The 24,521-nt window shown below is 34.9% G+C and carries 21 protein-coding genes; 17 read left to right on the forward strand and 4 right to left on the reverse strand.

Annotation, left to right across the window (positions count from 1 at the left end):
• Positions 1-228: 228 nt before the first annotated feature.
• The 3 genes from B5X51_RS02635 to B5X51_RS02645 are packed head-to-tail and all read left to right on the forward strand — an operon-like array spanning position 229 to position 2,738.
• Entirely contained in the window at positions 229-1,008 is a 780-nt protein-coding gene (locus B5X51_RS02635; RefSeq protein WP_079719307.1) for an MlaE family ABC transporter permease, read from the forward strand.
• Positions 1,009-1,010: 2 nt separating this feature from the next.
• Positions 1,011-1,742, forward strand: a complete 732-nt coding sequence (locus B5X51_RS02640; RefSeq protein ID WP_079719308.1) for an ABC transporter ATP-binding protein — start codon at positions 1,011-1,013, stop codon at positions 1,740-1,742.
• A 6-nt stretch (positions 1,743-1,748) separates the two neighbouring features.
• Positions 1,749-2,738: an MlaD family protein gene (locus tag B5X51_RS02645; protein ID WP_079719309.1), complete on the forward strand. Its 990-nt coding sequence runs from the start codon at positions 1,749-1,751 to the stop codon at positions 2,736-2,738.
• Between the two features lie 89 nt (positions 2,739-2,827).
• Here the strand turns inward: B5X51_RS02645 and B5X51_RS02650 are convergent, their stop codons facing one another.
• Positions 2,828-3,091, reverse strand: a complete 264-nt coding sequence (locus B5X51_RS02650; RefSeq protein ID WP_079719310.1) for a zinc ribbon domain-containing protein — start codon at positions 3,089-3,091, stop codon at positions 2,828-2,830.
• A gap of 105 nt (positions 3,092-3,196) precedes the next feature.
• Complete coding sequence (locus B5X51_RS02655) at positions 3,197-3,604, reverse strand: hypothetical protein (protein WP_079719311.1); 408 nt, start codon at positions 3,602-3,604, stop codon at positions 3,197-3,199.
• A 269-nt stretch (positions 3,605-3,873) separates the two neighbouring features.
• Between B5X51_RS02655 and B5X51_RS02660 the strand changes: the two genes are divergently transcribed.
• Positions 3,874-4,869, forward strand: coding sequence for a Crp/Fnr family transcriptional regulator (locus tag B5X51_RS02660; protein WP_079719312.1), 996 nt, complete (start codon positions 3,874-3,876; stop codon positions 4,867-4,869).
• A 558-nt stretch (positions 4,870-5,427) separates the two neighbouring features.
• Here B5X51_RS02660 and B5X51_RS02665 read toward each other — a convergent pair.
• Positions 5,428-6,051, reverse strand: a complete 624-nt coding sequence (locus tag B5X51_RS02665) for a WG repeat-containing protein (RefSeq protein ID WP_176132716.1) — start codon at positions 6,049-6,051, stop codon at positions 5,428-5,430.
• Between the two features lie 181 nt (positions 6,052-6,232).
• On the opposite strand from B5X51_RS02665, the gene B5X51_RS02670 reads away from it, so the two are divergent.
• The 13 genes from B5X51_RS02670 (at position 6,233) to B5X51_RS02730 (ending at position 22,903) form a co-directional block, all read left to right on the forward strand.
• Entirely contained in the window at positions 6,233-7,087 is an 855-nt protein-coding gene (locus tag B5X51_RS02670) for a universal stress protein (RefSeq protein ID WP_079719314.1), read from the forward strand.
• Positions 7,088-7,099: 12 nt separating this feature from the next.
• Positions 7,100-7,948 carry a universal stress protein gene (locus B5X51_RS02675; protein WP_079719315.1) on the forward strand — a complete coding sequence of 283 codons (849 nt, stop codon included), beginning with the start codon at positions 7,100-7,102 and terminating at the stop codon, positions 7,946-7,948.
• A gap of 2 nt (positions 7,949-7,950) precedes the next feature.
• The gene (locus B5X51_RS02680) at positions 7,951-8,784 is read left to right on the forward strand and encodes a universal stress protein (protein WP_079719316.1); all 834 of its coding nucleotides are present in this window, start codon (positions 7,951-7,953) and stop codon (positions 8,782-8,784) included.
• Between the two features lie 131 nt (positions 8,785-8,915).
• Positions 8,916-9,749, forward strand: a complete 834-nt coding sequence (locus B5X51_RS02685) for a restriction endonuclease (protein WP_079719317.1) — start codon at positions 8,916-8,918, stop codon at positions 9,747-9,749.
• Positions 9,750-9,753: 4 nt separating this feature from the next.
• On the forward strand, positions 9,754-11,127 hold the full coding sequence (locus B5X51_RS02690; RefSeq protein WP_079719666.1) for an MBL fold metallo-hydrolase RNA specificity domain-containing protein: 1,374 nt from the start codon (positions 9,754-9,756) through the stop codon (positions 11,125-11,127).
• Between the two features lie 466 nt (positions 11,128-11,593).
• A complete protein-coding gene (gene proC / locus B5X51_RS02695; protein ID WP_079719318.1) occupies positions 11,594-12,397 on the forward strand; it encodes a pyrroline-5-carboxylate reductase in 804 nt (267 codons plus the stop codon).
• Positions 12,398-12,435: 38 nt separating this feature from the next.
• A complete protein-coding gene (proB, locus tag B5X51_RS02700; RefSeq protein ID WP_079719319.1) occupies positions 12,436-13,206 on the forward strand; it encodes a glutamate 5-kinase in 771 nt (256 codons plus the stop codon).
• Positions 13,207-13,323: 117 nt separating this feature from the next.
• Positions 13,324-14,535 (forward strand): glutamate-5-semialdehyde dehydrogenase, encoded by a 1,212-nt coding sequence (locus B5X51_RS02705; RefSeq protein WP_262506821.1) that lies wholly within the window; start codon positions 13,324-13,326, stop codon positions 14,533-14,535.
• A gap of 305 nt (positions 14,536-14,840) precedes the next feature.
• On the forward strand, positions 14,841-16,706 hold the full coding sequence (locus tag B5X51_RS02710) for a M61 family metallopeptidase (protein WP_079719321.1): 1,866 nt from the start codon (positions 14,841-14,843) through the stop codon (positions 16,704-16,706).
• A gap of 207 nt (positions 16,707-16,913) precedes the next feature.
• Positions 16,914-18,923 (forward strand): monovalent cation:proton antiporter family protein, encoded by a 2,010-nt coding sequence (locus B5X51_RS02715; RefSeq protein ID WP_079719322.1) that lies wholly within the window; start codon positions 16,914-16,916, stop codon positions 18,921-18,923.
• A 211-nt stretch (positions 18,924-19,134) separates the two neighbouring features.
• Complete coding sequence (locus B5X51_RS02720) at positions 19,135-20,799, forward strand: ABC1 kinase family protein (protein WP_079719323.1); 1,665 nt, start codon at positions 19,135-19,137, stop codon at positions 20,797-20,799.
• 58 nt (positions 20,800-20,857) lie between these two features.
• Complete coding sequence (locus B5X51_RS02725; protein ID WP_079719324.1) at positions 20,858-22,342, forward strand: S10 family peptidase; 1,485 nt, start codon at positions 20,858-20,860, stop codon at positions 22,340-22,342.
• Positions 22,343-22,405: 63 nt separating this feature from the next.
• Positions 22,406-22,903 (forward strand): hypothetical protein, encoded by a 498-nt coding sequence (locus tag B5X51_RS02730; protein ID WP_079719325.1) that lies wholly within the window; start codon positions 22,406-22,408, stop codon positions 22,901-22,903.
• 236 nt (positions 22,904-23,139) lie between these two features.
• Here B5X51_RS02730 and thrC read toward each other — a convergent pair whose 3' ends face one another.
• Entirely contained in the window at positions 23,140-24,435 is a 1,296-nt protein-coding gene (gene thrC, locus B5X51_RS02735) for a threonine synthase (RefSeq protein ID WP_079719326.1), read from the reverse strand.
• Positions 24,436-24,521 lie beyond the last annotated feature (86 nt).

The following is a 24,521-nucleotide window of genomic DNA, read 5'->3' on the forward strand; positions in this document are numbered from 1 at the left end:
ATTAAGTCAAATAAATCTGTAAATTTATGCTCCCACAATTCCTAAGAGTTAGCTACAACCCCATAAAAATAAAAAGTTTTTTAAATATTTCTAGTTAAAAAATAAAATTATAGGGGTTTTAGCGGTAGTAATCGCTCTCACATACTATTTGCATAATCTCCTACTTTAACTGATAAATATCATTTGCGCTAAGACAACCTAAGCTTAAATTTACTGTAATATAGATGTATGAAGTTTTTCTCCTCATATCAATCGGGTTTTAATTCCTTTTTCGTGGAAATAGGAGAAATGGGAAATTTCACTGGACGTTATTTTCGAGAATTATTTAGCCGGCCATTTGAATTTAGGGAATTCCTTAAACAATGCTATCAAATGGGAAATAAATCGTTGCTTTTGGTAAGCGTTACCGGGTTTATTTTAGGCTTGGTTTTCACCCTTCAATCCCGGCCAACCTTAATGGAATTTGGTGCGGTTTCCTGGATGCCTTCTATGATAAGTATCTCCATTGTTCGGGAAATTGGCCCTGTAATAATTGCACTTATTTGTGCCGGAAGAATTGGATCTAGCATTGGTGCCGAGTTAGGTTCTATGAAGGTAACCGAGCAAATAGACGCTATGGAAGTCTCTGGGACAAATCCATTTAAATTTCTGGTTGTTACCAGGATTCTTGCGGCAACCTGTATGTTACCTATCTTAGTGATTATAGGAGATTTTGTAGCATTAATAGGATCGGCTATTATAGAAAACGCAAAAGGTGATGTTTCTTTTTTACTTTACTTTAATCAGGTTTTTGAAGCACTTAAGTTTACAGACTTACTTCCCGCAACTATAAAAACCTTCTTTTTTGGTTTTGCTATTGGGCTTGTAGGTTGTTTTAAAGGTTATAATAGTAAGAAAGGAACGGCCGGTGTAGGAAAAGCTTCCAACTCTGCAGTAGTTTTCACCTCTATGCTATTATTTGTGTTAGATTTTATAGCTGTTTTTATAACCGATATTTTTTATAACTAAAGATGAAGAAAAAAGCAGTCATAGAGCTAAGTCATTTATATAAAAGCTTTGGGACAACAGATGTGCTGAAAGATTTTAATCTGAATCTTTTTGAAGGCGAAAACCTGGTCTTAATGGGGAAATCTGGTTCTGGGAAATCGGTGATGATTAAATGCCTGGTAGGCTTAATGGAGGTTGATAAGGGCAGTATTAAAATTTTAGGAAAAGACATCTCTAAATTGAAGCAAAACGAATTGGATGAATTACGAACCAATATAGGTTTTTTGTTCCAGGGCAGCGCCTTGTATGATTCAATGACGGTACGGGAGAATTTAGAATTCCCGCTAAGAAGACATAGCCATAATACCGAAAAGAAAACTGAAGCACTGGTAAAAGAAGCCCTTGAAAGTGTAGGTTTACCAGAAACCATAGATCTTATGCCGGCTGAACTTTCTGGAGGAATGCAACGCCGAATTGCTTTGGCAAGGGCACTTATTTTAAAACCAAAGATTATTATTTATGACGAACCTACCACAGGACTAGATCCAATAACCGCTAAGGAGATCATTTTATTAATGATGAATATCCAGGAAAAGTATGCAACCTCATCACTAATTATTACGCACGATGTAGATTGTGCAAGGGTAATTTCAAATAGAATGATCTTGCTTTTAGATGGAAAAGATTATGCCGGGGGAAATTTTAATGAGCTCGCCAGTTCTAAAGATCCAAAAATTAAAGCCTTTTTTAAATAGTATATTATGAAATCAAATTCCGGACAAAATCTAAAATTAGGTCTTCTCATTGTAGCTGGACTAATCATCTTTACACTTGGAGTTTATTTTATTGGGAATAAACAAAACCTCTTTGGAGATTCTATTATGCTAAGTTCTGTTTTTAAAAATGTGAACGGTTTACAGCCCGGCAATAATGTGCGTTATTCTGGTGTAAATGTAGGAACTGTAAAAGAAATCAAATTTTTAAACGATACTGCAATTTGTGTAGATATGCTTATTAATCGTAAATCTGGAAATCTAATTAAACAGAGCTCAGTCGCAACCATAAATTCTGACGGTCTAGTAGGAAGCATGGTTTTAAATATTCTTCCCAATAGTGAAGTATCCACCAGAGCCATACAAGAAGGAGATACCCTTGAATCGCTTAGCCAGGTGGCAACTGCCGATATGCTTAATACTTTAAACCAAACCAATGAAAACGCAGCGCTTTTAACCGCCGATCTTTTAAAAATCACCAATAGTATTAATGCGGGAGAAGGAGTTTTGGGAGATTTACTCAAAAATGATACTCTGGCAAAAAACATTCAGGAAAGTGCTGCAAATTTAAACCAAACTACCAATTCGGCTAAAGCCGGAATTAATAAGATAAATAGTATCTTAAACTCAATAGATTATGAAAATAGTCTTGCAAGCACACTTCTTAGCGACTCTAGCACTCAAAAAAGCTTCAGCAACATAATTGAAGATCTAAAAATCACTTCCTCACAAATAAAAGCAATAAGTGTAGATTTGGGAGAATTTTCTAACAGTCTTAATTCAGAAAAAGGGGCTTTAAATTATGTAGTAAAAGATACTGGTTTTGTAAATTATCTAGATAAAAGTATGCAGAATATTGAAGAAGCTACATTTAAGTTTAATGAGAATATGGAGGCTTTAAAACACAATATATTATTCCGCGGATATTTTAGGAAACTGGAACGTCAAAAAGCAAGAGAAGAAAAGAAAAAACAGTAAACTACCTCGAGGCAAGCCTCGGGCTATTACACCCTTTGGCGGTGCCAATAAATTTTAAGATGTTCACTACCAATAAAACATTGATTATGCTAAATATGGTCCATACGCCACCTTTTTAGTTCTGGAAGTTTTTTTATAAGCTGTCTCGCTTCTTCAAGACTTATATCTTCATGTACCTTTGCCATTTCCAATAGCTTCATCTCCAATTGGTGTAAATTAAGAGATTTATCAATAAACGTCCCATCTTTAAAACAATCTCTGCAATAATCTTTATTGACCGATTTATCGCGATTTGTACCTGCGGTGGTTAGGGTAAAAGGCCAGCCACAACTCTGGCAAATTAAGGTTTCCATATCTTTAATTTTACTTAAAAATCGAGATTAAAATGCTGCAATATTTCTATTGAAATTCAAAAAAACATCATTTGATGCCTTGTGAGCATGCCCCAAGCTTATTTACTAGGTAAGCAATATTTTTAATTTTGAAAGCATTATAAGCTCAGCTTTATTCTTTCCTGAAAAAGATGCCGCAATTGCATCAGCGGTCTCCCATATTAACTGATTTATTTTTGGGTCAAATAATTGCTGATGATCTTTTTTATATTCCTTAAACTCATTAAATGCCCAAGCTGCTTCAGGGGCATTTTCCTGTAACCAATCAAAAGCTATTTCAATTTTATAAGCCTCATCTGTCCCATATTCATCAGTTACGGTATCTACCGGCACCCATTTCTCTTTAACCAACTTCTTTAAAGTTCTTATCTCCTCGGCTCGCACTACTTTATCTGAAGCGGCAACAGCGTAAAAAATCATCCCAGTATGATTATAGAATTCCTCGGTAAGAGATTGTTTTTTAGAAACTTTCATAACAATTTTATTTTCTAATTAAAGATACAAATGTGTCTAATGCTTAAAAATGATAAAAGTCATTTTTAAGATCAATATCCAAGGAAAAAATATTTATTAAAGGAAATAGTATGATGATTATCAAAGTTATAACTCATTTTTTAATTTTATGATTTATAAAAATTACTTTGTATATTTAATTACTGTTAAAGGCATTTCTACCTTACTCCCCCCAACAGGAATGCAAAATAGTTCCAGATTTTAAACTATTAATTTTAAGCTCATCAGTGATGAAGCATATTTTATTGTTTTCAAAACAAGATTTTAAATTTTTTAAATCCGAAGAATTTTCAGTTTTAAAAAACTGTAGCTATTCGCATGTCCATTGTTTAGAAAAGCTAAGTAGTAGTTTAGTTAAAAATGAACCAGACTTAATTATTTGTGGCACTAATTCCAAAATACCTCCCGTAGCTCTAAAGCGGAACCAAGAACTTTCTACAATCCCCCTAATATCTATTATTACCGAAGAAAATCTTAATAATTGGCTACCGCTACATAGCCAAAATCATTATTTACTAAACTCCCATTCCCAGGCAGAGCTTCTGTACAAAATAGAATCTTTGTTAAGTTCTAAAAATAAAAATACTCAAAGAATCAAAATACCGGATATTGAATCTTTAAAAAAATATATAGAAGAAGAAGGAGAAACAGTATTCTGGGATAAGAATAAAATCATATTCAGAGAGAATAGACATTCTAGCTTTATTTATCTTATAAGTAAAGGTCTGGTTAAAACCTCCAGGATGGACCAGCTGGGAAAGGAATTGATTACAGGAATTTATCGTAAAAATGAATTGCTGGGTTTATATGGGTTTCATGAAAACCCAATTTGCCCTGAAACTGCTGCTACCATAGAACCATCCAGGGTGCATAGAATTTTATATAAAGATTTTAAAGAAATACTCCAGGAAAATCAAGAATTGAGTCTGGATCTTGCGCAACATTTAACCGATACCGTTTTAAGGCTCAAATCACAGCTTCTGGAAATGGCGTATGCTTCAGTATTAAAAAAAACCTCCAATACCATACTTCAATTTGCTGATGATTTGCAGAATCCAGATTTCCCGGGATTAAAAATTTCCAGGACAGATCTAGCAAGTATTGCCGGTATTTCTACTGAAAGTTTTATAAGAAGCCTTTCCTGCCTTAAAAAAGAAGGTATTATAGCTATAAAAGGAAAAAAAATAAACATTCTAAACCCAGAAAGACTGCAAGATATCGTATGATTTTATTTTTATGTTAAAAATTAGTTTTCTGACATTTGTCATTTTTTCTGAATCTATTTTAAACTACTTTTAAATCATCATAATAATTTGATTTCTTTGTACTTATTAGAGTTAGAGATCAAATTTAGGAGATATCAAAGGTATTTTTTAACCTGATATACAAATTTTACTTCGTGTAAGATCACTGATATCAATTAAGTGTTAAAGAGTAAACTTAATATCTTCTTAGGAAACAGGAGGCAATGGTCTCCTGTTTCTGTGTTTTAAGCCTTTTCTTAAGCCTATTAAAACAATCAATTTACCATGTTTAAATCCCATTTTTAGATTGTAAATTCATGTTTTCAATAGCTTAGTTATTAATTACTAAATCTAGAACTTTAGCAATAGAAAGTTTGCCATTAAACGACCATCTTTAGACTTAAGGAAAACTATAAAAGAACTAGTTAATCTAAGCCGTTTTCAACAAACCTATTCCCCCCTAATTATAAAATAAATATTCTAGAACTCTATGGGAAAAAAGTCCTGCTGTTCCAGGAATTTTGCAAAAGCAGGATTATTTTAAAGCCTATAAATTTTCCATTTTCCACTAGGTCCCTTTACGCTAATCACATTTTCTCCCAACCATTTTGCATTAATTGCAGGAGCTTCTCTTAATTTTTTCTTAGAAACTGCTACCGGAAAAGGCCCTTCCAAATACTTTACTACTTCCCCGTCTTTATTTAGAAGGATCACATCATATTTATAAGAAATAACCCCTTTGCCTAGTAGTTGGTTTTTACCAAGTCTCTCTTCTTCAAGTTTTATTGCCAGTGCTTTACCATTAGAAAAGTTACTCACATTCAGGTATATGGGTTCAATTACGGTTTTCCCTTTAGCATCTATAAAACCGTAATAATTAATGCCATTTTCTTGCTTTTTGATAATAGCACGGCCATCTTTTAATTGTGGATACTTTATTCCGGCTACACCAATTTTATCACTTTCCGGTTCTTCATTAGAAATAAGGTCGCTTCTAAGCGGTACCACCAAATCACCGGTATTATCTACAAAACCCCAGGTATCAGCAAGTTTCACTGCTGTAAACCCGTTTTCCTGATTCGCTACGTAATCAAATTCTTTCTGTTCTTGTGCAAACAGCACAAACGGAATACTTATTAAGATTCCCAATATTAAATTTTTCATCTTTAAAAGTTTTAAAATTACTATTAAATATAGCGTAAAAGACTGTAAATAAACATGATAGAAGTCATAATGAATCAATACTATTTTAAACTCTAAAGGTCTAAAATTCAGAAGCAAACTGATTTTCCTCATAGTTTAAACTTAGCTTATCTATTAACTTTATAATTCAAAGGTCTACAAGATGAGAAAGATAATTCTACCAACAGATTTTTCAGAAAATGCAAATAATGCTTTGCGTTACGCCTGCCAGCTTTTTAAATATGAAAAAAGCCAGCTAATTCTTTTACATACCTATGCTGAAAAGATTTATGCTGATGAAAATGTGTTAAGCAACGAATTGACAGACGAGCTAAAAGCACTTACAAAAACAAAGACTGAAAAGGTGTTGACTGGAATAAGTTCAAAAATACATGATGAATTTTGCAATCCCAGACATAGCGTAAAATTGGTTGCCGCTTTTGGAGATTTGGTAGACGAAGTAAACCGTTTAGTCAATTCAGAAAATGCTGATCTTGTAATTATGGGAACTCGTGGCGTCACCAATAACCGTAATCTGGGAATGGGAAGTAACACTTTGCTAGTACTCAAATATGTACAATGCCCGGTTTTGGCTATCCCGGCAAATTACAAATATCAGGAGCCTAAAAATATTCTATTTCCAACCAATTTTTTGATTCCGTATCAAAAACGGGAATTAAAGGTTGTTGGAGAAATTGCCCGGGATTTTAAATCTCAAATCCATTTTCTATATCTATCCAGGCATAAAGCAACTTCGGCCAGGCAAAAGGATAATCTAGAATTTTTAAAACAACAATTTTACAATATAACCATAGCGCAACACCAACGGGAGGAATTACAAAAGGAAAAAGCTATAGAAGATTTTATAGCCGGCAATAAAATAGATCTTCTGGTGATGGTTAATTCGCGTCACACTTACCTGGAAGATATGCTACTTACCTCTACTATAGATAAAGTGAGTTTGCATCCAAAAGTTCCTCTACTTGCTTTGCAAAACTTTAATAGGGAATGTACTTAAAACCTAGAAATCATGAAAAAAATACTCTTACCCACAGACTTTTCAGAAAACGCATATAATGCCATCTCCTATGCACTTAAAACTTTTAAGGACGAAGAATGTAGATTTTATCTTTTAAACACCTATACCCCAGTTTTATACGATTCAGAATACATATTATACAACAGCACACAACCTAATCTTGCAGAGGTTTACCAGAAAAACTCTATTAATGGTTTAAAAAGAGTAGAACGTAATATTAAGCGTGATTTCAAAAATCCAAATCATCATTTCGAAAAAATATCAGCATTCAACCTTTTGATTGATGAAATGAAAGACCAACTAAAGTCTAAAGAAATAGACCTGGTAGTTATGGGAACCCAGGGTGCTACTGGTGCCGAAGAGATTTTAATTGGTACTAATACAGTGCAGGCTATAAACAAGTTAAAAGTCCCACTGTTAACTATTCCCTCAGATTATGAATATCAACCACCGGTTAATATTCTTTTCCCCACAGATTTTCAATTGCATTTTAGTGCTCCACAGCTGGAGCCTATTTTAAATGTAGTAAAAAACCATAATTCAAAACTTGATATCCTACACGTTTTCTTTGGGAAAGATCTTGATGAAAACCAGGAAAAAAACAAGAAAAACCTAAGTAAAATTCTTGATAATTTTCCACATCAATTCAATACTATAGAAGATAAAAGTATACCTAAAGCTATCAAAAATTTTCAGGAGGAAAATGAAGTAGATATGCTCTTTATGGTAAATAATAAACATAGTTTTTTTGAAAACCTCTTGTTTAGACCGGTAGTAAACAAAATAGGCTTTCATATTAAAGTGCCATTTATGGTTATTCCTTCAGGAAAATTCAGCTAATTATGAAAAACATACTCATCCCCACCGATTTTTCAGTCAACGCCTGGAAAGCTACTGTTTACGCTTTTAGTTTATTCCAAAATGACTTGTGTAATTTCTACTTCCTAAATGCCTGCAAACCTGAGTTCTACACACCAGATGTAAACGGAAAGAGTTTAGCACAGGCAAAAGCTAAAAATAAAGTTTTAATGGATAAACTATTTAAGGAAGTAGCTGTAATAAACAAAAACCCGAATCACAGGTTTAAATCTTTAATCGTAGAATCCTGGTTAAATGATGCGATAATCGAAATTCAAAAGGATATAATTTTCGATCTTATTGTAATGGGAACAAAAGGCGAAAACGAACCCGACGATAAAATCTTTGGCACCAATAGTATGAATGTTATAGAAACGGTAGACCATATGCCCGTTCTTTTAATTCCAGACCAAAGCGTGTATGTACCTGAAGTAAAAAAAGAAATAGTTTTAGCAACCCGTTTTGACAAATCATTTTCTATTGCTGAAATCAATTTTTTAATAGATATGACTAAAAAGTTCAAGGCCAGTATTAGAATTCTTTATATTCAGGATACCGATAATCTTTCTGAAGATCAGCAAAATAGAAAGGAAGAATTACACGATTATTTTGATGAAGTTTCTCATAGTTTCCATACTTTAACCAATATTGAGGTTACCAAAGGGATTCACAGTTTCATTCAAAGTAGAAACAGCGACATATTGGTCTTAAACCACAAAAAAAGAGGTTTTGTTAAGAATCTATTTTCTAAATCTTTGCTTAAAGAATTAGGGAAAAAACCGGAAACCCCTATAATTTTTATGCCAGCAGACTTATAATTTTAAGTAAACTACCTCGGGGCAAGCCCACGAGGCATTAGTTGGAAACAATTTTTTAATTTCGAGGCAAGCCTCGGGGTATTACACCTTTTGGCGGTGCCAATAAACTATTTGCTATAAAACTACTAAAAATGGATATTTCTAACTTACAAGTTATAAAAGCTTCTGGCGAGAAAGCTAAGTTTTCTATTGATAGAGTTGCAGAGTCTCTAAGGCGATCTGGCGCCAATGATGCGTTGGTTAAAAGTACGCTAGAAAAACTAAAAACCGAACTTTATGATGGGATCTCTACCAAAGAGATTTACAATCGTGCTTTTAGTTTACTTCGTAAAGGAAACAACACCAGTGCTTCAAAATATAAATTAAAGACTGCTATTTATGAATTGGGACCTACAGGATTTCCGTTTGAAAAATTTATTGCCGCCCTTTTAAACCATAGTGGTTATAAAACAGAAACCGGAAAAATTTATCAGGGTAAATGTGTAACTCATGAAATTGATGTAGAAGCTAAAACAGATGAAAAATTAATACTAATAGAATGTAAGTTCCACAATGCCGGCAGAAATAGTGATGTAAAAACTCCGCTTTATATAGATTCAAGATTTCGTGACATAAAAAACTTCAGAAATAATAATAATAAACTTGACTTTGAGGAGGCCTGGGTGGTTACCAATACCAGGTTTACTGCAGATGCTATAAAATATGGTAAATGTAGCGATCTCAAATTAATGAGTTGGGATTATCCAATTGGGGAAGGCTTAAAAGATAAAATAGACAGGTTAGGTTTATATCCTGTAACTGTCTCTACCCTACTTTCTGAAAGGGAAAAGAACTTTCTACTTAGCCGGGATGTAGTCTTATGCCAGGATCTTATAAATGACAACTTTTATCTGGACCATTTAGGAATTAATAATCCGCGTAAAAAAAGGATTCTTAAAGAAATGGATGAGCTTTGTAAACACTAAAATTATGGAAAATAAGGTACACATTCATTTTCTGGGAGCAGCAGGTACCGTTACCGGCTCTAAATTCCTGTTGGAAACCCCTGAATTAAATATTTTAATAGACTGCGGCCTATTCCAGGGAATTAAACATTTACGTGAACTAAATTGGAAAGATTTTCCATTTGATCCTAAAGCTATAGACGTTATTTTACTTACCCACGGCCACCTGGATCATACAGGATATTTGCCAAGATTGGTGAAGCAAGGCTATAAAAATCCAATTATTGGCACACCTCCAACTTTAGGAATTGCAGATGTAATATTAAAAGATAGTGCAAAAATCCAGGAAGAAGATGCCGAAAGAGCCAATAAAGAAGAATATAGCAAGCACGAGCCGGCTTTACCTTTATATTCTACTAAAGATGCCGAAAAAGCGATTGGTTTGTTTCAAAGCATAAACCTTGATGAATGGTATCAAATTTCAGAAAATATTAAATATCGCTACCAGGCCAATGCTCATATTCTGGGATCAGCTTTTATTGAGCTGGATATATTTAATAAACGATTTGTATTTTCAGGTGATATTGGTCGGAAAAAAGATGTACTTCTGGAATCCCCTAAAAAACCCGAAAAAGCAGATTATTTATTTCTGGAAAGCACTTATGGAGACAGGCTTCATCCAAAAGATAATTCAGATGAAATATTTACCGAAGCCATAAAAAACACGGTTAGCAATCATGGAAACCTAATTATTCCAAGCTTTGCAGTAGAACGCCTACAGGGAATTATGTATAAACTTTACTTATTAGCTAAAGAAAACAAAATTCCAAAAATCCCGATTTATATTGATAGCCCAATGGGGAATAAAGTTTTGGGCTTGTTTTCCGGTTTTAGTGAATGGCATAAAATAAGTGCAGATGAATTTAAAAAAATGCTTTCCTATTTTAATATCATCACCTCCTACCGCGATACCTGGAAAACTATAGATGAAAACCGTACTAAAGTTGTTATTGCTGGCAGTGGAATGGTTACCGGGGGCAGAGTTCTCACCTATTTACGTTATTTAATAGACAAACCTGAAACCACTATTTTACTGGCAGGCTACCAGGCAGAGGGCACACGTGGAAGGCAACTGGAAAATGGAGCTTCAGAAGTAAAAATCTTTGGAAAATACTGTCCTGTAAAAGCAAAAATCTTAAAAATTGAAAGTCTTTCAGCCCACGCCGATCAGGAGGAATTGTTGGACTGGCTTTCAGAAATTAAAAACGTTCCTGAGAAAGTATTCTTAATTCACGGAGAAGCCACGGCCTTAGATTCTTTAAGAGTCAAAATTAAAGACCTGTATAATTCTGAAGTAATTATTCCTGAGCTTCATGAAATTACTAGCCTAAAACTCTAAAACCGCAGCATTGCAACGAAAACCTTTTCGTTAAATTTAGCATATTTATTGCTGCAATAATGGCAGAGATATGTCAGTTATTCCATAGAATCAATCTAAATTATAGTTAATAGTTTTTTTCTATTATTCGTATTAAATAAGCCTCCCTTTTAAGAACTGAATTGGACAATTCAAACTACTACTGATTTATATTAAAAGGCAAACCTATTGTATAAATTGACTCTAGCGGTATAAGCTATAGGGGCTCCCTCATTTGGATAAAAGTTTTTCTTTTAGAAACTGAAAGCTGTTTTTAGATTAGTTTAACCATATTTTTTATTAGTTCCACCAAAAATAAATTAATTTAATCCTGATTTTAGAGCAGCTAGGCTGTTTTGGCAGGAATCATTGTATGGTCTTTGTTCCTTATGAACCGGATTTAATTATCCAAAAATTGAAAAGGAATTAATTAACCAAAAAATATAGAATGAAAGTATTAGTTATTGGAGCAGGAAATATGGGACTAACTTACGCTGAAGGAATGGCGAAGTCCAGTCTACTAAATCATCGCAACCTTATGATTTTCGATAAATCTGCCGAGGTGATCACTACCCTTAGCAAAGTAGATCATTTTGATGTTTATGATGATATAGAAGAGTGTCTCCCAGAGGCAGATATTGTATTTCTTGCTGTAAAACCGTATCACTGCGATTCTTTATTTGAAGAAATAAGGCCTTTGGTAAACGATCAACAAATTTTTGTTTCGTTAATGGCCGGTGTAACCATAGATAAAATTCAGGAAGGTCTGGATGTTAAAAAAGTAGTTCGTTCTATGCCTAACCTTCCAGCTCAGGTAGGAAAAGGAGTTACTTCGTTTACAGAAGCTAAAGAAGTATCAAGGGTAGAATTATTAATGATCAGAAATTTACTGGACACTACAGGAGCATCAATTCATGTACAAACAGAGAATTTTATAGATGCTTCTACCGGAATCTCAGGAAGTGGGCCGGCTTACGTATTCTATTTTATGAACTCTATGTTAGAAGCAGCATTAAAAATGGGCTTCTCTAAAAATGATTCTAAAATATTGGTAAGTCAGACATTTGAAGGTGCTGTAAAACTTTTTAATGAATCAGATCTTTCTCCAAGTACCTGGATGGATCGCGTTGCTTCTAAAGGAGGTACAACCCGCGCAGCTTTAGACTCTATGGATGAGAATAACGTAGAAGAGCTTATTAAAGATGCTGCTTATGCTGCTTTTGATAGAGCCGTTGAACTGGGTAAAGAGTAGTTTAATTCTAAAAAGAAGTTTAAATATAACTTTATAAAATGGAAAAAAAGAGAATTGTAGTTAAGGTCGGAACCAATGTAATGACCAATAAAGACAACAGGATTTTAGGCCCTGTGCTAAAACATCTTGTAGAGCAAATAGCTACACTATATGAGGAAGACGTAATGGTAGTTCTGGTTTCTTCAGGATCTGCTATCGCCGGTAAAGAAGTTCTTGGTGATGTAGATATTGAAGATGCTTCTAAAAGAAGACAGGTATTTTCTGCAGTAGGACAACCTCGTATGATGCGCCATTATTATAGTATTTTTCACGACTACGGAATGCGTTGCGCACAGGTACTAGCTACCAAAAGAGACTTTAGCCCGGGAATTCACCGTGAGAATATGATTAACTGTTACGAATCTTTATTATCTGAAGGGATTATCCCAATTGCTAACGAAGATGATGCCGTTTCGGTAACTATGTCTATGTTCTCTGATAATGATGAACTTGCAAGTTTAGTGGCTGAGTTAATCAAGGCAGATTCCTTAATTATTCTCAGTGATACCGATGGTCTCTATACCGGTCACCCTGAAGATGATGAATCTGAAAAATTAAATAAAGTTCAGGTTGATGAAAATGTTGAAAAATATGTTCAGGAATCTGGCAAAGGCGAAGGTGAAGGTCGTGGCGGCATGGAGTCTAAAATAAAGATTGCCAAAGGCACCGCAGCAAAAGATATTACCACTTACATTGCTAATGGTAAACAGAGAAATGTGATTTTAGATATTGTAGCCGGTAAACCGGTAGGTACTAAATTCACCGCTTAAACTAGCTTATAGATAACCACTGGCTATAGCTGGAAAATTCATTAAATTCCAGTGAAGGCTGCGAGGTAATCTAATGTTCATTTTGTGAACAATAAATTGAAGTTTAATCAAACTAAAATATATCAAGTAATGAAATTATTAAATTCTAAAACTAAAAATAACGTGCTGCAATCCATGGTTAATATTCTGGATAAAAGGCGCGAAGAAATAGTAGCCGCAAATAAAAAAGACCTTGATGCTTTCGGTAAAGGAGATCAGGCTATGTATGATAGATTGGTAGTAAACAATGCCAAGGTAGATGATATGATGCGCTCTGTAAAAGAAGTGATGGCGCAGGAAGATCCTGTAGGCCAGGTTATAGAGCATAGAAAATTAGATACCGGTCTAGATATCACCAATAAAACCGCACCCTTCGGGACTATAATGATTATTTATGAATCTCGTCCAGATGTTACCATTGAAGCAGCGGTTCTTGCTTTTAAAGCAAATAACAAAATCTATTTAAAAGGTGGTAAAGAAGCAAACCATTCCAATAAAATTCTTGAAGAATGCTGGCATGAAGCGCTTGCAGAAAACAATTTGGAGAAAGACTGGATAGAGCTGTTACAAATGAACAGAACTGAAACCCAGGATTTCCTTAAAAATCCACCACAACATATTGACTTAGTAGTGCCAAGAGGTGGAGAAAAACTAATTGCATTTGTTAAAGAGCATTCTACAGGAGCTGTATTGGTTAGCGGACGTGGGAATAACTTCCTGTATGTTTCTAAAAACGCCGATTTTGACACTGCCAGAAAAGTAATGCTGAATGCTAAAATCGATAAGATTTCAGGATGTAACGCGCTAGATAAAGTGTTGGTAGATAAAAATCTTCCAGACTTTGAAAAAAGAGTAAAAGAGCTTTACGATATGTTTACTGAGAATGAGGTACACATCCAGGTAGACGACGATATTGCCAAAATACTACCAAACGAAGAAAAAATACCTTCAGAAGATACCTGGTATGAAGAATTTCTTGCAATGAGAATTGTTCTTGGTGCTATTGACGGTAATGACGCTGCTATAGATAAAATTAATAAGTATTCAGGTGGACACTCTGCAGTAATTGTTACTAAAGATAAGGAAGAAGCTGCCAACTTTATGGAACAGGTAGATAGTGCAGCTGTATACCACAACGCCTCTACCCGATTTACTGATGGCGGCCAAATGGGAGTTGGAGCAGAGCTCGCTATTAGTACCGATAAACTTCACCACCGTGGACCACTTGGTTTAAAACAATTGGTAACCAACAAATATTATGTGCTGGGTGAAGGCCATATTAGAGAATAATCTTTTTTCTATTTGAAAACAAAAACCGCTGATAATCTCAGCGGTTTTTTTATACCCTTTTCTAGAAGTAAAACTTCACTGGGGCAGGCCTATGGAGCATTTGGAAAAAATATATTTTCGAATTCTATAATTATTTACTCAAGAGACAAACCTAGGAACATTAAATCTCTATTATCGGGTAAATAACTAGTTTATTGAGTTTTAAACAATTTTAGTTTTCAATTTTCACAAAATTCATATTTCTACTTTATATAAATGTAACTTTTACACACTTTTAGAGTCCTATAAAAAAGAAAAAATTATACATGAAAAAAGCAATTTATACGCTGGCCTTTATTGGCACACTTTACAGCTGTAAAACTACCCAAACACAAAAAGAAGATCAACCGGTAATTGCAAGCATAGACCTTGTAAATATTGACGAAGACAAAGTTTCTGTAAATATTGACCCAGATAGATTTACTACTAAAAATACTACTTTTTATATCCCTAAAACCGTTCCCGGAACCTACTCTACAGATAACTACGGAAAATTTATTGAAAATTTTAAAGCTATAGCCTATGATGGAAGCGAATTGGAATTTGAAAAATTAGACGATAATTCCTGGTTTGTTTCTAATGCAAAAGAATTAGATAAAGTAAGCTATCAGGTGAATGATACTTATGATATTGAGGGCGAAGAAGGAGTGTTCTCTCCCTCGGGAACAAATATTGAAGCCGGTAAAAACTTTATGCTTAATCTTCACGGCTTTGTAGGTTATTTTGAAAACGAGAAAGAAGAAGCATACCGTTTACTGGTTAAAAGACCTCAAGGGCTAATTCCCGGAACCGCATTGAGCAAAACTGTAACGGCTTCAACCAGCATGGAATTTAAAGAAGATATTTATTCTTTAGACCGATATTTTGAAGTTATAGATAATCCAATCATGTACGCCAAACCGGACACCACAAGTTTTATGGTAGAAGGAATGGAAGTACTTATTAATGTTTATTCTCCCAATAAAAAATATACTTCTGAAAGTATAAAACCGGGAATTGAAGAAATGATAATCGCCCAAAAGAGATTTCTGGGTGAGGTAGATAATACCGGTAAATATGCCATTCTTTTATATTTATCAGATAGTGAGACGCAAGATGCACGCGGTTTTGGAGCTTTAGAGCACCATACTTCTACTGTTGTGGTACTTCCTGAGGCTATGCAGCCTGAGCAATTACAGAAAACAATGACCGATGTAGTTTCTCACGAGTTTTTCCACATATTAACTCCGCTAAATGTTCATTCAAAAGAAGTGCATTATTTTGATTATAATGATCCTAAAATGTCGCAACATTTATGGATGTATGAAGGCGTAACCGAATATTTCGCGAATCTATTTCAAATTAATCAGGAGCTTATAGAAAAGCAGGATTTTTATGATAGGATTTCAGAAAAAATAAAATCTGCACAACAGTTTGACGATACGATGCCATTTACAGAAATGAGTAAAAATATCCTTGAAGAACCCTATAAAAAAAGTTATTACAATGTTTACCAAAAAGGAGCTTTAATTGGGATGGCACTGGATATTCGGTTAAGGGAATTAAGCGATGGTAAAATGGGCATTCTAGATCTTATGAAAGCGCTTAGCGATAAGTATGGGATGGACAAACCCTTTACCGATGATCAATTATTTGAAGATATTATTGCATTAACTTATCCTGAAATTAGAACTTTTTTAGAAACGTATATAAGTGGATCTACCCCTATCCCTTACCGGGAATTTTTTGAAAAAGTAGGCCTTGAAGAATCTGAAATCCAGGTAAACACCGGCTATTTTATAAAAGGACAAACACCTTATATAGATGGAGATCCTGCCAGTAAAGAATTATTTTTTAGAGAAAATATTGAATTCAATTCTTTTCTTAAAAAACTTGGCGTAAAGGGCGGTGACATAATAAAATCTGTAAACGAAGAAAAATATAATATTCTAAATGTGTACAATTTAATTATGACTGCTGAATCCTGGAAAGAAGGAGAAAAAGTAAACTTTGTAGTAATGCGAGATGGTGAGAAGTTAGAGCTTAGCACAACTGCATCCCAACCAACAGATAGCGAACTTACACTTACCGAAAAAGACCTGCCTGAAAGCAGTGAAGAAGTTAAACTTAGAAATGCTTGGTTAAAAGGTTAATAGATTTTAATTTAATCCCTCCAGAGGGTTTAATTCCCCGAGGCTTGCCTCAAAATTTCAAAAAGTTTTTTTCCAATTCATACCTCGTGGGCTTGCCCTGAGGTTTTTGATTTATTCTGGGCGGCGGGAATTCCCGCCGCTTTTTTATTTCCATAATCGGGTTATATCCTTTAAATTAGGGCGGCCAACCAACTTTAAAATTTATTTATGGAAATACCTATTTTACAAGACATTGTAATTATTCTGGGACTATCAATATTGATTATTCTATTATTCCAAAAGATAAAAGTGCCTTCTATTTTGGGGTTTCTGTTGGCGGGAATAATTGCGGGGCCCCACGCTTTTAATCTTATTAGTTCTACACACGAAGTAGAATTACTTTCTGAGATAGGTATTATTTTTCTGCTATTTGTTATAGGAATTGAGCTCTCTGTAAAAGAGCTCATCTCCATGAAAAATACCGTCTTAATTGGCGGCGGACTTCAAGTTGGAGGTACTATTTTGTTTACTGCTATAATTGCCTATTTTCTTGGTTTACCATTAAATTCAGCTGTTTTCCTGGGTTTCCTATTCTCTTTAAGTAGTACGGCAATAGTTTTAAAGCTCATTCAGGAACGCGGAGAAATTACCGCTCCACACGGCAGGGTGGCACTTGGAATTCTTATTTTCCAGGACATCATTGTAGTCCCTATGATGCTCCTAACCCCTATTTTAGCAGGCGATGGAGGAGATATTGTTAACACCGTGCTTCTTCTTATCGTTAAAATTGTAGGTGTTGGTGCAGTAATCTTTTTATTAGCCCGGTATATTGTACCACGCATTTTTAGTATGGTAGTAAAAACAAAGAGTAAAGAACTTTTTATTCTAACCACAGTAGTTTTCTGTTTTGCTATTGCATGGCTAACTTCCTCTGTTGGATTATCCCTGGCATTGGGTGCTTTTTTCGCCGGACTTATTATTTCTGAATCTGAGTATAGCCACCAGGCTACTGTAAATGTATTGCCATTTCGTGAAATCTTTATCAGTTTCTTTTTTATCTCGGTAGGTTCTCTTCTGAATCTTGAGTTTTTTATCCAAAACATTTTAGTAATTCTGGCTCTGGTTATTGGCGTTGTACTGCTAAAAATGCTAGTAGTAGGTGCGACCGTTCTATTACTAAAATATCCTCCCAGAACAATTTTTTTAAGCTTATTTAGTCTATTTCAGGTGGGGGAATTCTCTTTATTACTTTCTGGAGTAGGATTGGATAATAATATTATTCCTGATAGTATTTACCAGTACTTCCTGGCAATTTCTATTATCACTATGGGGCTAACGCCTTTTCTTATTGCTGCAGCACCAAAAATTACTTACGCTATTTTAAAGGCTAGAGTTCCTTCTTCCGTAAGACATAGATTAGAAAGATTTAATAAGCAAAAAACAACTGCTGAGGAAAGTAGCACTGAACCAAAAAAACTAGAAGACCATCTTATCATTGTCGGCTATGGCATAAATGGTGAAAACATTGCCAAAGCAGCCAGAAATGCCGAAATTCCCTACGTTGTTTTAGATACCGACCCCATAACTTTTAAAAAAGCACAAAATAACGGCGAACCAGTTATTTTTGGAGATGCCACCAATTCGCTCATCCTAAAACACCTTCATGTACAGGAAGCCCGTGTGGTGGTTATTGCAATTTCAGACCCGGGAGCTACCAAAAAGATTATAAGTAATGTGCGATTATATACTAAAACAGCTTTTATAATTGTGAGAACGCGTTATGTGCGGGAAATTGAAGAAAACATTAAACTGGGAGCAGATGAAGTAATTCCTGAAGAGTTTGAAACTTCCATAGAAATATTTAACCGGGTTCTAAAAAAATACCTGGTGCCTTATAATGAAATAATGGACTTCACAGCTAGTATACGCTCTTCAGATTATGAAATGTTAACTTCTGTAAAAGGAAGGCCACATAAACCTTCACTACAACATCTTCATATCCCAAATCGAGAAATTGTAACCTTAAGCGTTCAACAAAATAACAGGGATATTGTAGGTAAAAGTATTCAGAATTCAGGAATAGGGAAAAACTTTAGAGTTACCGTTCTAGCTATAAAAAGGGATACACAATACATCACTGAAGTTCTTCCTGATACCAAGATTAAGCAGGGAGATTTATTATATATTTTTGGTAATCCCATAAACATTAACAGACTAAACGAAAAACTTTCTTACTAGAATAATCAAAGACAGAAATTGGGATTATTTAAACTGCCTAGTTTAATCCTGGAAAATTTAAAAATTAAGGTTTTCTAAGTTTAAGAACCAAAAGCCAACAAAAAGCTTTCTTAAATAATAGCAAAAAATAGCTGTATGTTATCAGACCTATTGGTGTTATAGTTTTAAATAAATATCTTTAAAATTAAATAACCTAACACCAATAAACCTTATGTCTGTACTTCCCGATCATCTTTTGCGTTACCAGAAATTTATAGGCTTTATGCTAAAATACTGGAACAGTGATTTGTTTACCAATACTGCTTCAAAAGCGATGGATGGGGACAAGGAAGAGCTTAAAGACACCTACGATCAAACTCCCGAAGAGCTAGTAGAAGACTTAAAAAATATGGGGCCTACCTATATAAAAATGGGACAATTACTGTCTACCCGGCCAGACCTGCTTCCCGATGCTTATTTAAAAGCTTTGGCTACTTTGCAAGACGATGTACCCGCTATTCCTTACGATGAAGTTCACCATATTGTTGAGGAAGAAATTGGAACCAGAATTTCAAAAGCATTTGAAAGTTTTGAGAAAAAACCTCTGGCAAGTGCTTCTATTGGGCAGGTACATAAAGCTACTTTAAGATCTGGAAAACCGGTAGCGGTTAAAATCCAGAGACCGGGAATAAAAAAGCAGTTTCTATCAGATTTAGATACTTTAAAGGAGCTTGCCGAGCTTGCTGTTAAGCATAGCACCACCGCTCAAAAATATGCTTTTGATGATGTTTTAGCTGAGTTAAGGCGAATTTTATTGCAAGAGCTGGATTACCATAAGGAAGCACAAAACCTAATTAGCCTGGGTGAAAATTTAAAAGAATTCAAAGATCTAATGGTGCCACAACCAATTCTGGATTATTCCTCGGGTAAGGTGCTCACTATGGAATATATTGAAGGGCAAAAGATAACCTCAATTTCACCGCTTAAACAAATTGAAGTAGACTATTCACCCCTTGTTGATCAATTGGTGAACGCCTATTTAAAGCAGGTTATTAATGATGGATTTGTACATGCAGATCCACACCCGGGAAATATTCAGTTTACAAAAGACGATAAAATTGCACTTATAGATCTTGGAATGGTTGCCCGGTTTAGCCCTGCAATTAAACAATATATTTTAGAACTTTTATTGGCGCTAAGTAACAATAACGGAGAAGAGACGGCTCGCGTATTGCTAAGTATGAGCGAAGTAACAGAAAACGCAAATCTAAAACATTTTAAAAAAGCCATTAACGATATTATTATGGCCAGTGAACATAGTACGGCAAAAGATATGCAAACCGGCCGCTTGCTAATTCAATTAAACCGACTCGCTGCTGAAAATGGAATTCATATCCCTGTGGAAGTAAACATTCTTGGTAAGATTCTTTTAAATATGGATCAAATTATAGCGGTATTAGATCCAGATTTTGATCTTAGGAATGCCATTAAAAGACATTCACATAAAATAATGCGCGATAAAATGTACGAAGAGTTAAAGCCTGAAAATTTCTTCTCTTCTGTATTGGCATCAAAGAAATTTATAGAATACTTACCCGATAGATTAAATACCATTTCAAAGAATCTTTCTGAAAATGAATTTACCATTAAGGTAGATGCTTTTGACGAAAAACGAGTTACCGATGGTTTTCAAAAAGTTGCTAACCGCATCACCCTGGGTTTAATTATAGCCGCTATGATTATTGGTGCCGCTATGTTAATGCAGGTGCCCTCAGATTTTAGGATTTTAGGATATCCCGGGCTGGCCATGATATTTTTTCTTCTTGCAGCTATTGGCGGGATTATTCTAAGCTATATTATTGTTTTTAGGGACGATAATCTAAATAATAAAGATTAAGCTATTTGGGGAATTGTGCATTTCAGTGTATATTTTCAGTTCTAAAAAATTAGACCAAATGAAAAATATTCTTACCCCCCTATTTTTACTTGTTTTTATAGCAACAGCCTGGAGCCAGAAAGTTGAAATTCCTGTAGATACCACGGTTACGACCAAGCATTCGGTTAGTATTAATTCAAAAAATATAGACTATACGGCTACCACGGGAATGCAACCGCTTTGGAATAGTGAGGGTGAGCCTATTGCCAGCCTTTTTTATACCTATTATAAAAGAAGCAATATAAAAGATATTAAAAATCGCCCACTTGTAATTTCATTTAATGGCGGGCCGGGATCGGCTTCGGTTTGGATGCATATTGCTTATACCGGCCCCAGAGTTTTAAAAATTGACGACGAAGGATTCCCTATTCAACCTTACGGAATTAAAGAAAACCCGCATTCTATTTTAGATGTTGCTGATATAGTTTATGTAAATCCCGTAAATACAGGTTTTTCCCGCCCTATTCCTGATGAGGAGGGAAAAGTAAATAAAGCAAAATTCTTTGGCGTAGATGCAGATATTAAATATTTAGCCGAATGGTTAAATACTTTTGTAAACCGAAATAACCGATGGTTATCACCTAAATATCTTATTGGCGAAAGCTATGGCACCACCCGTGTTTCAGGATTGGCTTTAGAACTCCAAAACAGTCAGTGGATGTACCTTAACGGAGTGATTTTAGTTTCTCCTACCGAATTGGGAATTAAGCGAGATGGCCCTGTAGAAATCGCAAACAGACTGCCTTATTTTGCCGCAGCAGCCTGGTATCACGATGCTTTACCGGCAGAACTTCAGAATAAAGAATTAGAAGACCTGGTGGAAGAGGTGGAAGATTATACTATCAATGAGTTAACACCCGTACTTGTAAAAGGAGGTTTTACCGAAACTACAAAAAAAGAAGCTGCAGCAGAAAAAATGGCCTATTATTCCGGAATTTCTAAGCAAGTAATTCTTCAAAATAACCTTGATGTTGGTTTTCGCTATTTTTGGAAAGAATTAAAAAGAAAAGATGGTGTTACCGTGGGTAGACTGGATTCCAGGTATTTGGGAATAGATGCTAAAGAAGCCGGAGATTCCCCAGATTATAATGCTGAACTAACTTCCTGGTTGCATTCATTCACCCCGGCAATTAATCATTATTTACGTAACGATCTTAACTTTGAAACCGATCTTAAGTACTTTATGTTCGGGCCTGTACATCCCTGGGATCGCAGTGGGAACAACACCGGTGAAAACCTAAGACAGGCAATGGCCCAAAACCCAAACCTGGATGTACTGGTACAATCGGGGTATTTTGATGGAGCTACTACCTATTTTAACGCAAAATATACCATGTGGCAATTAGACCCAAGTGGAAAAATGAAAGACCGTTTAAGTTTTAAAGGTTATGAAAGCGGCCACATGATGTATTTGAGAGCCGAAGACCTTAAAAATGCCAATGAAGATATTCGGGAATTTATAGAAAACAGCCTCCCTGAAGAAGGTGCTCCTGCAAAGTATTAATAATTCTCGCGCAACCTTTTTAAGGTATTTGCATCTAATAAGTAAAAACCTTGTAAACTTATTATGAAAAGATTATTTTTTATTTTAAATGTTTTTCTTTTAGTATCCTGCTCTTCTGATGATGAAGTTAGGACTAACATAAAAGATATTGTGGGAGTTTGGGAAAAATCTAGCGATATATCCGCGGAAATTTATCTCGAACTTGAAAAGGGAAATTATGATTTTGTACTACAGTATAAATTTCTAGACGATTCTACTTTTGAAAGTTTCTCTTTTGTTAGAAATTCCGATACAGACAATATTATTGGCTATCGATCTCATTCTGAAGGTAGTTTTTTTATAAAAGGGAACCGAATGAATTTAAATTATAATCAATACAACTCTGATATTGAGGCTTCACAACTTGTTGATAGTGCAGATTTAGTTTTAATTGACCAGGATGTGGATTGGAGCTTTAATTTTTCAATAAATAACGATGAATTATTATTTGATTTTGATCCCTGTGGACCTTATGAAAATTGCATTGGAGAGTTAAATCTTAAACGGGTGAAAAAAAATTAATAAAAGAAAAAGCAATTTTTATTAAAACCCCATCATAGAACATCCTTGCCGGGAGAAGGTGCTCCTGCAAAGTATTAATTTATAAATGTTTGGGAAGTCTTTTAAACTTTTAATGCCCGTCATTCTGAATTTATTTCAGAATCTAAGTTGATATTATCTTTATCTAACATGTTAGACCCTGAAACGAGTTCAGGGTGATGTTGCATTGAAAAGACTTCCCAAACAATTGCATCAAACTAATTCATTAAATACTCCTTCAATTCAGTATAATCTGAAATTTCGATAGATTTTTTTTCTTTATTCATCGCTTCTTTAATTGAAGCTGGAATTTTCACCTTTTCTGCTATTACTCCCTCTACCGTTTCAAGGAATTTCACCGGGTGTGCAGTTTCTAAAAATGTACCATAATATCCAGGGTTTTCAGCTAAAAATTGCTGAAGTCCTAAATACCCCACAGCACCGTGCGGATCCATAGTATAATTATAGTTATTTCTAACCTCTTTAATTGCCTTTCGCGTTTCTTCATCTGAATAACTAAAAGAAGAAAGTTGTTGTGATAGCGAATCAAATTCATTCTCAAACAATTCCAGTATCCGCACAAAATTGCTAGGATTCCCAACATCCATCGCGTTAGAGATGGTTTGTATGCTTGGTTTTGGAGCGTATTCTTTAGATTGCAAATAGCGCGTCACCACATTATTTTCGTTATTGGAAGCGATAAAATGAGCTATGGGCAAGCCCATCTTTTTAGCCAGCATCCCGGCACAAATATTTCCAAAGTTCCCACTAGGCACCGAGAAAACCAGTTTTTCCCGCTTTTCAGCTAATTGCTTATATGCAAAAAAGTAATAAAACATTTGCGGTAACCATCTGGCTACATTAATAGAATTCGCCGAAGTTAATTGTCGTTTTTCACTTATTTCTGAATCGGAAAAGGCTTTTTTCACCATATCCTGACAATCGTCAAAATTGCCATTTACTTCCAGGGCCGTGATATTTTGCCCCAAAGTAGTAAGCTGTTTTTCCTGAATTTCACTCACTTTTCCTTTAGGATATAAGATCACCACATCTATACCTTCTACTCCCAGAAATCCGTTAGCCACTGCTCCACCGGTATCCCCTGAAGTCGCTACCAAAACGGTGATTTTCCCAAGATTTCCCTTCTTCACAAAATGCCCAAGGCAACCGGCCATAAATCCCGCACCTACATCTTTAAAGGCCAAAGTGGGACCATGAAAAAGTTCCAGGGTTCCGGTATTTTCTGAAATTGGCACTACCGGAAATTCGAAATCCAGTGTTTTTTTTAGAATTTCCTGAAGTCCATCTTTTTCAATTTCTTTTCCTACAAAACTTTGTATGGTTTTATAAGCAATTTCCTCTTTAGAAAGTTTATCCAGGTTCTGAAAAAATTCTTTAGGTAATGCTGGAATTTCCTCGGGAAAGTAGAGGGCTTTTCCGGGTGCAAGACCTTTAACCACAGCACTTTCAAAAGAAACTTTATGGTTTTTATCGTTTAAACTAAAATATTTCATCTATTTATAATTTTATCCCCCAATAGCATTAGACCCGACTAATACTCAAGCCATGTTTGTTACTAATTGTTAGGTTCAGCATCTTG

Source organism: Salegentibacter holothuriorum, assembly GCF_900168045.1.
In the GTDB taxonomy this organism is placed as follows: Bacteria; Bacteroidota; Bacteroidia; order Flavobacteriales; family Flavobacteriaceae; genus Salegentibacter; species Salegentibacter holothuriorum.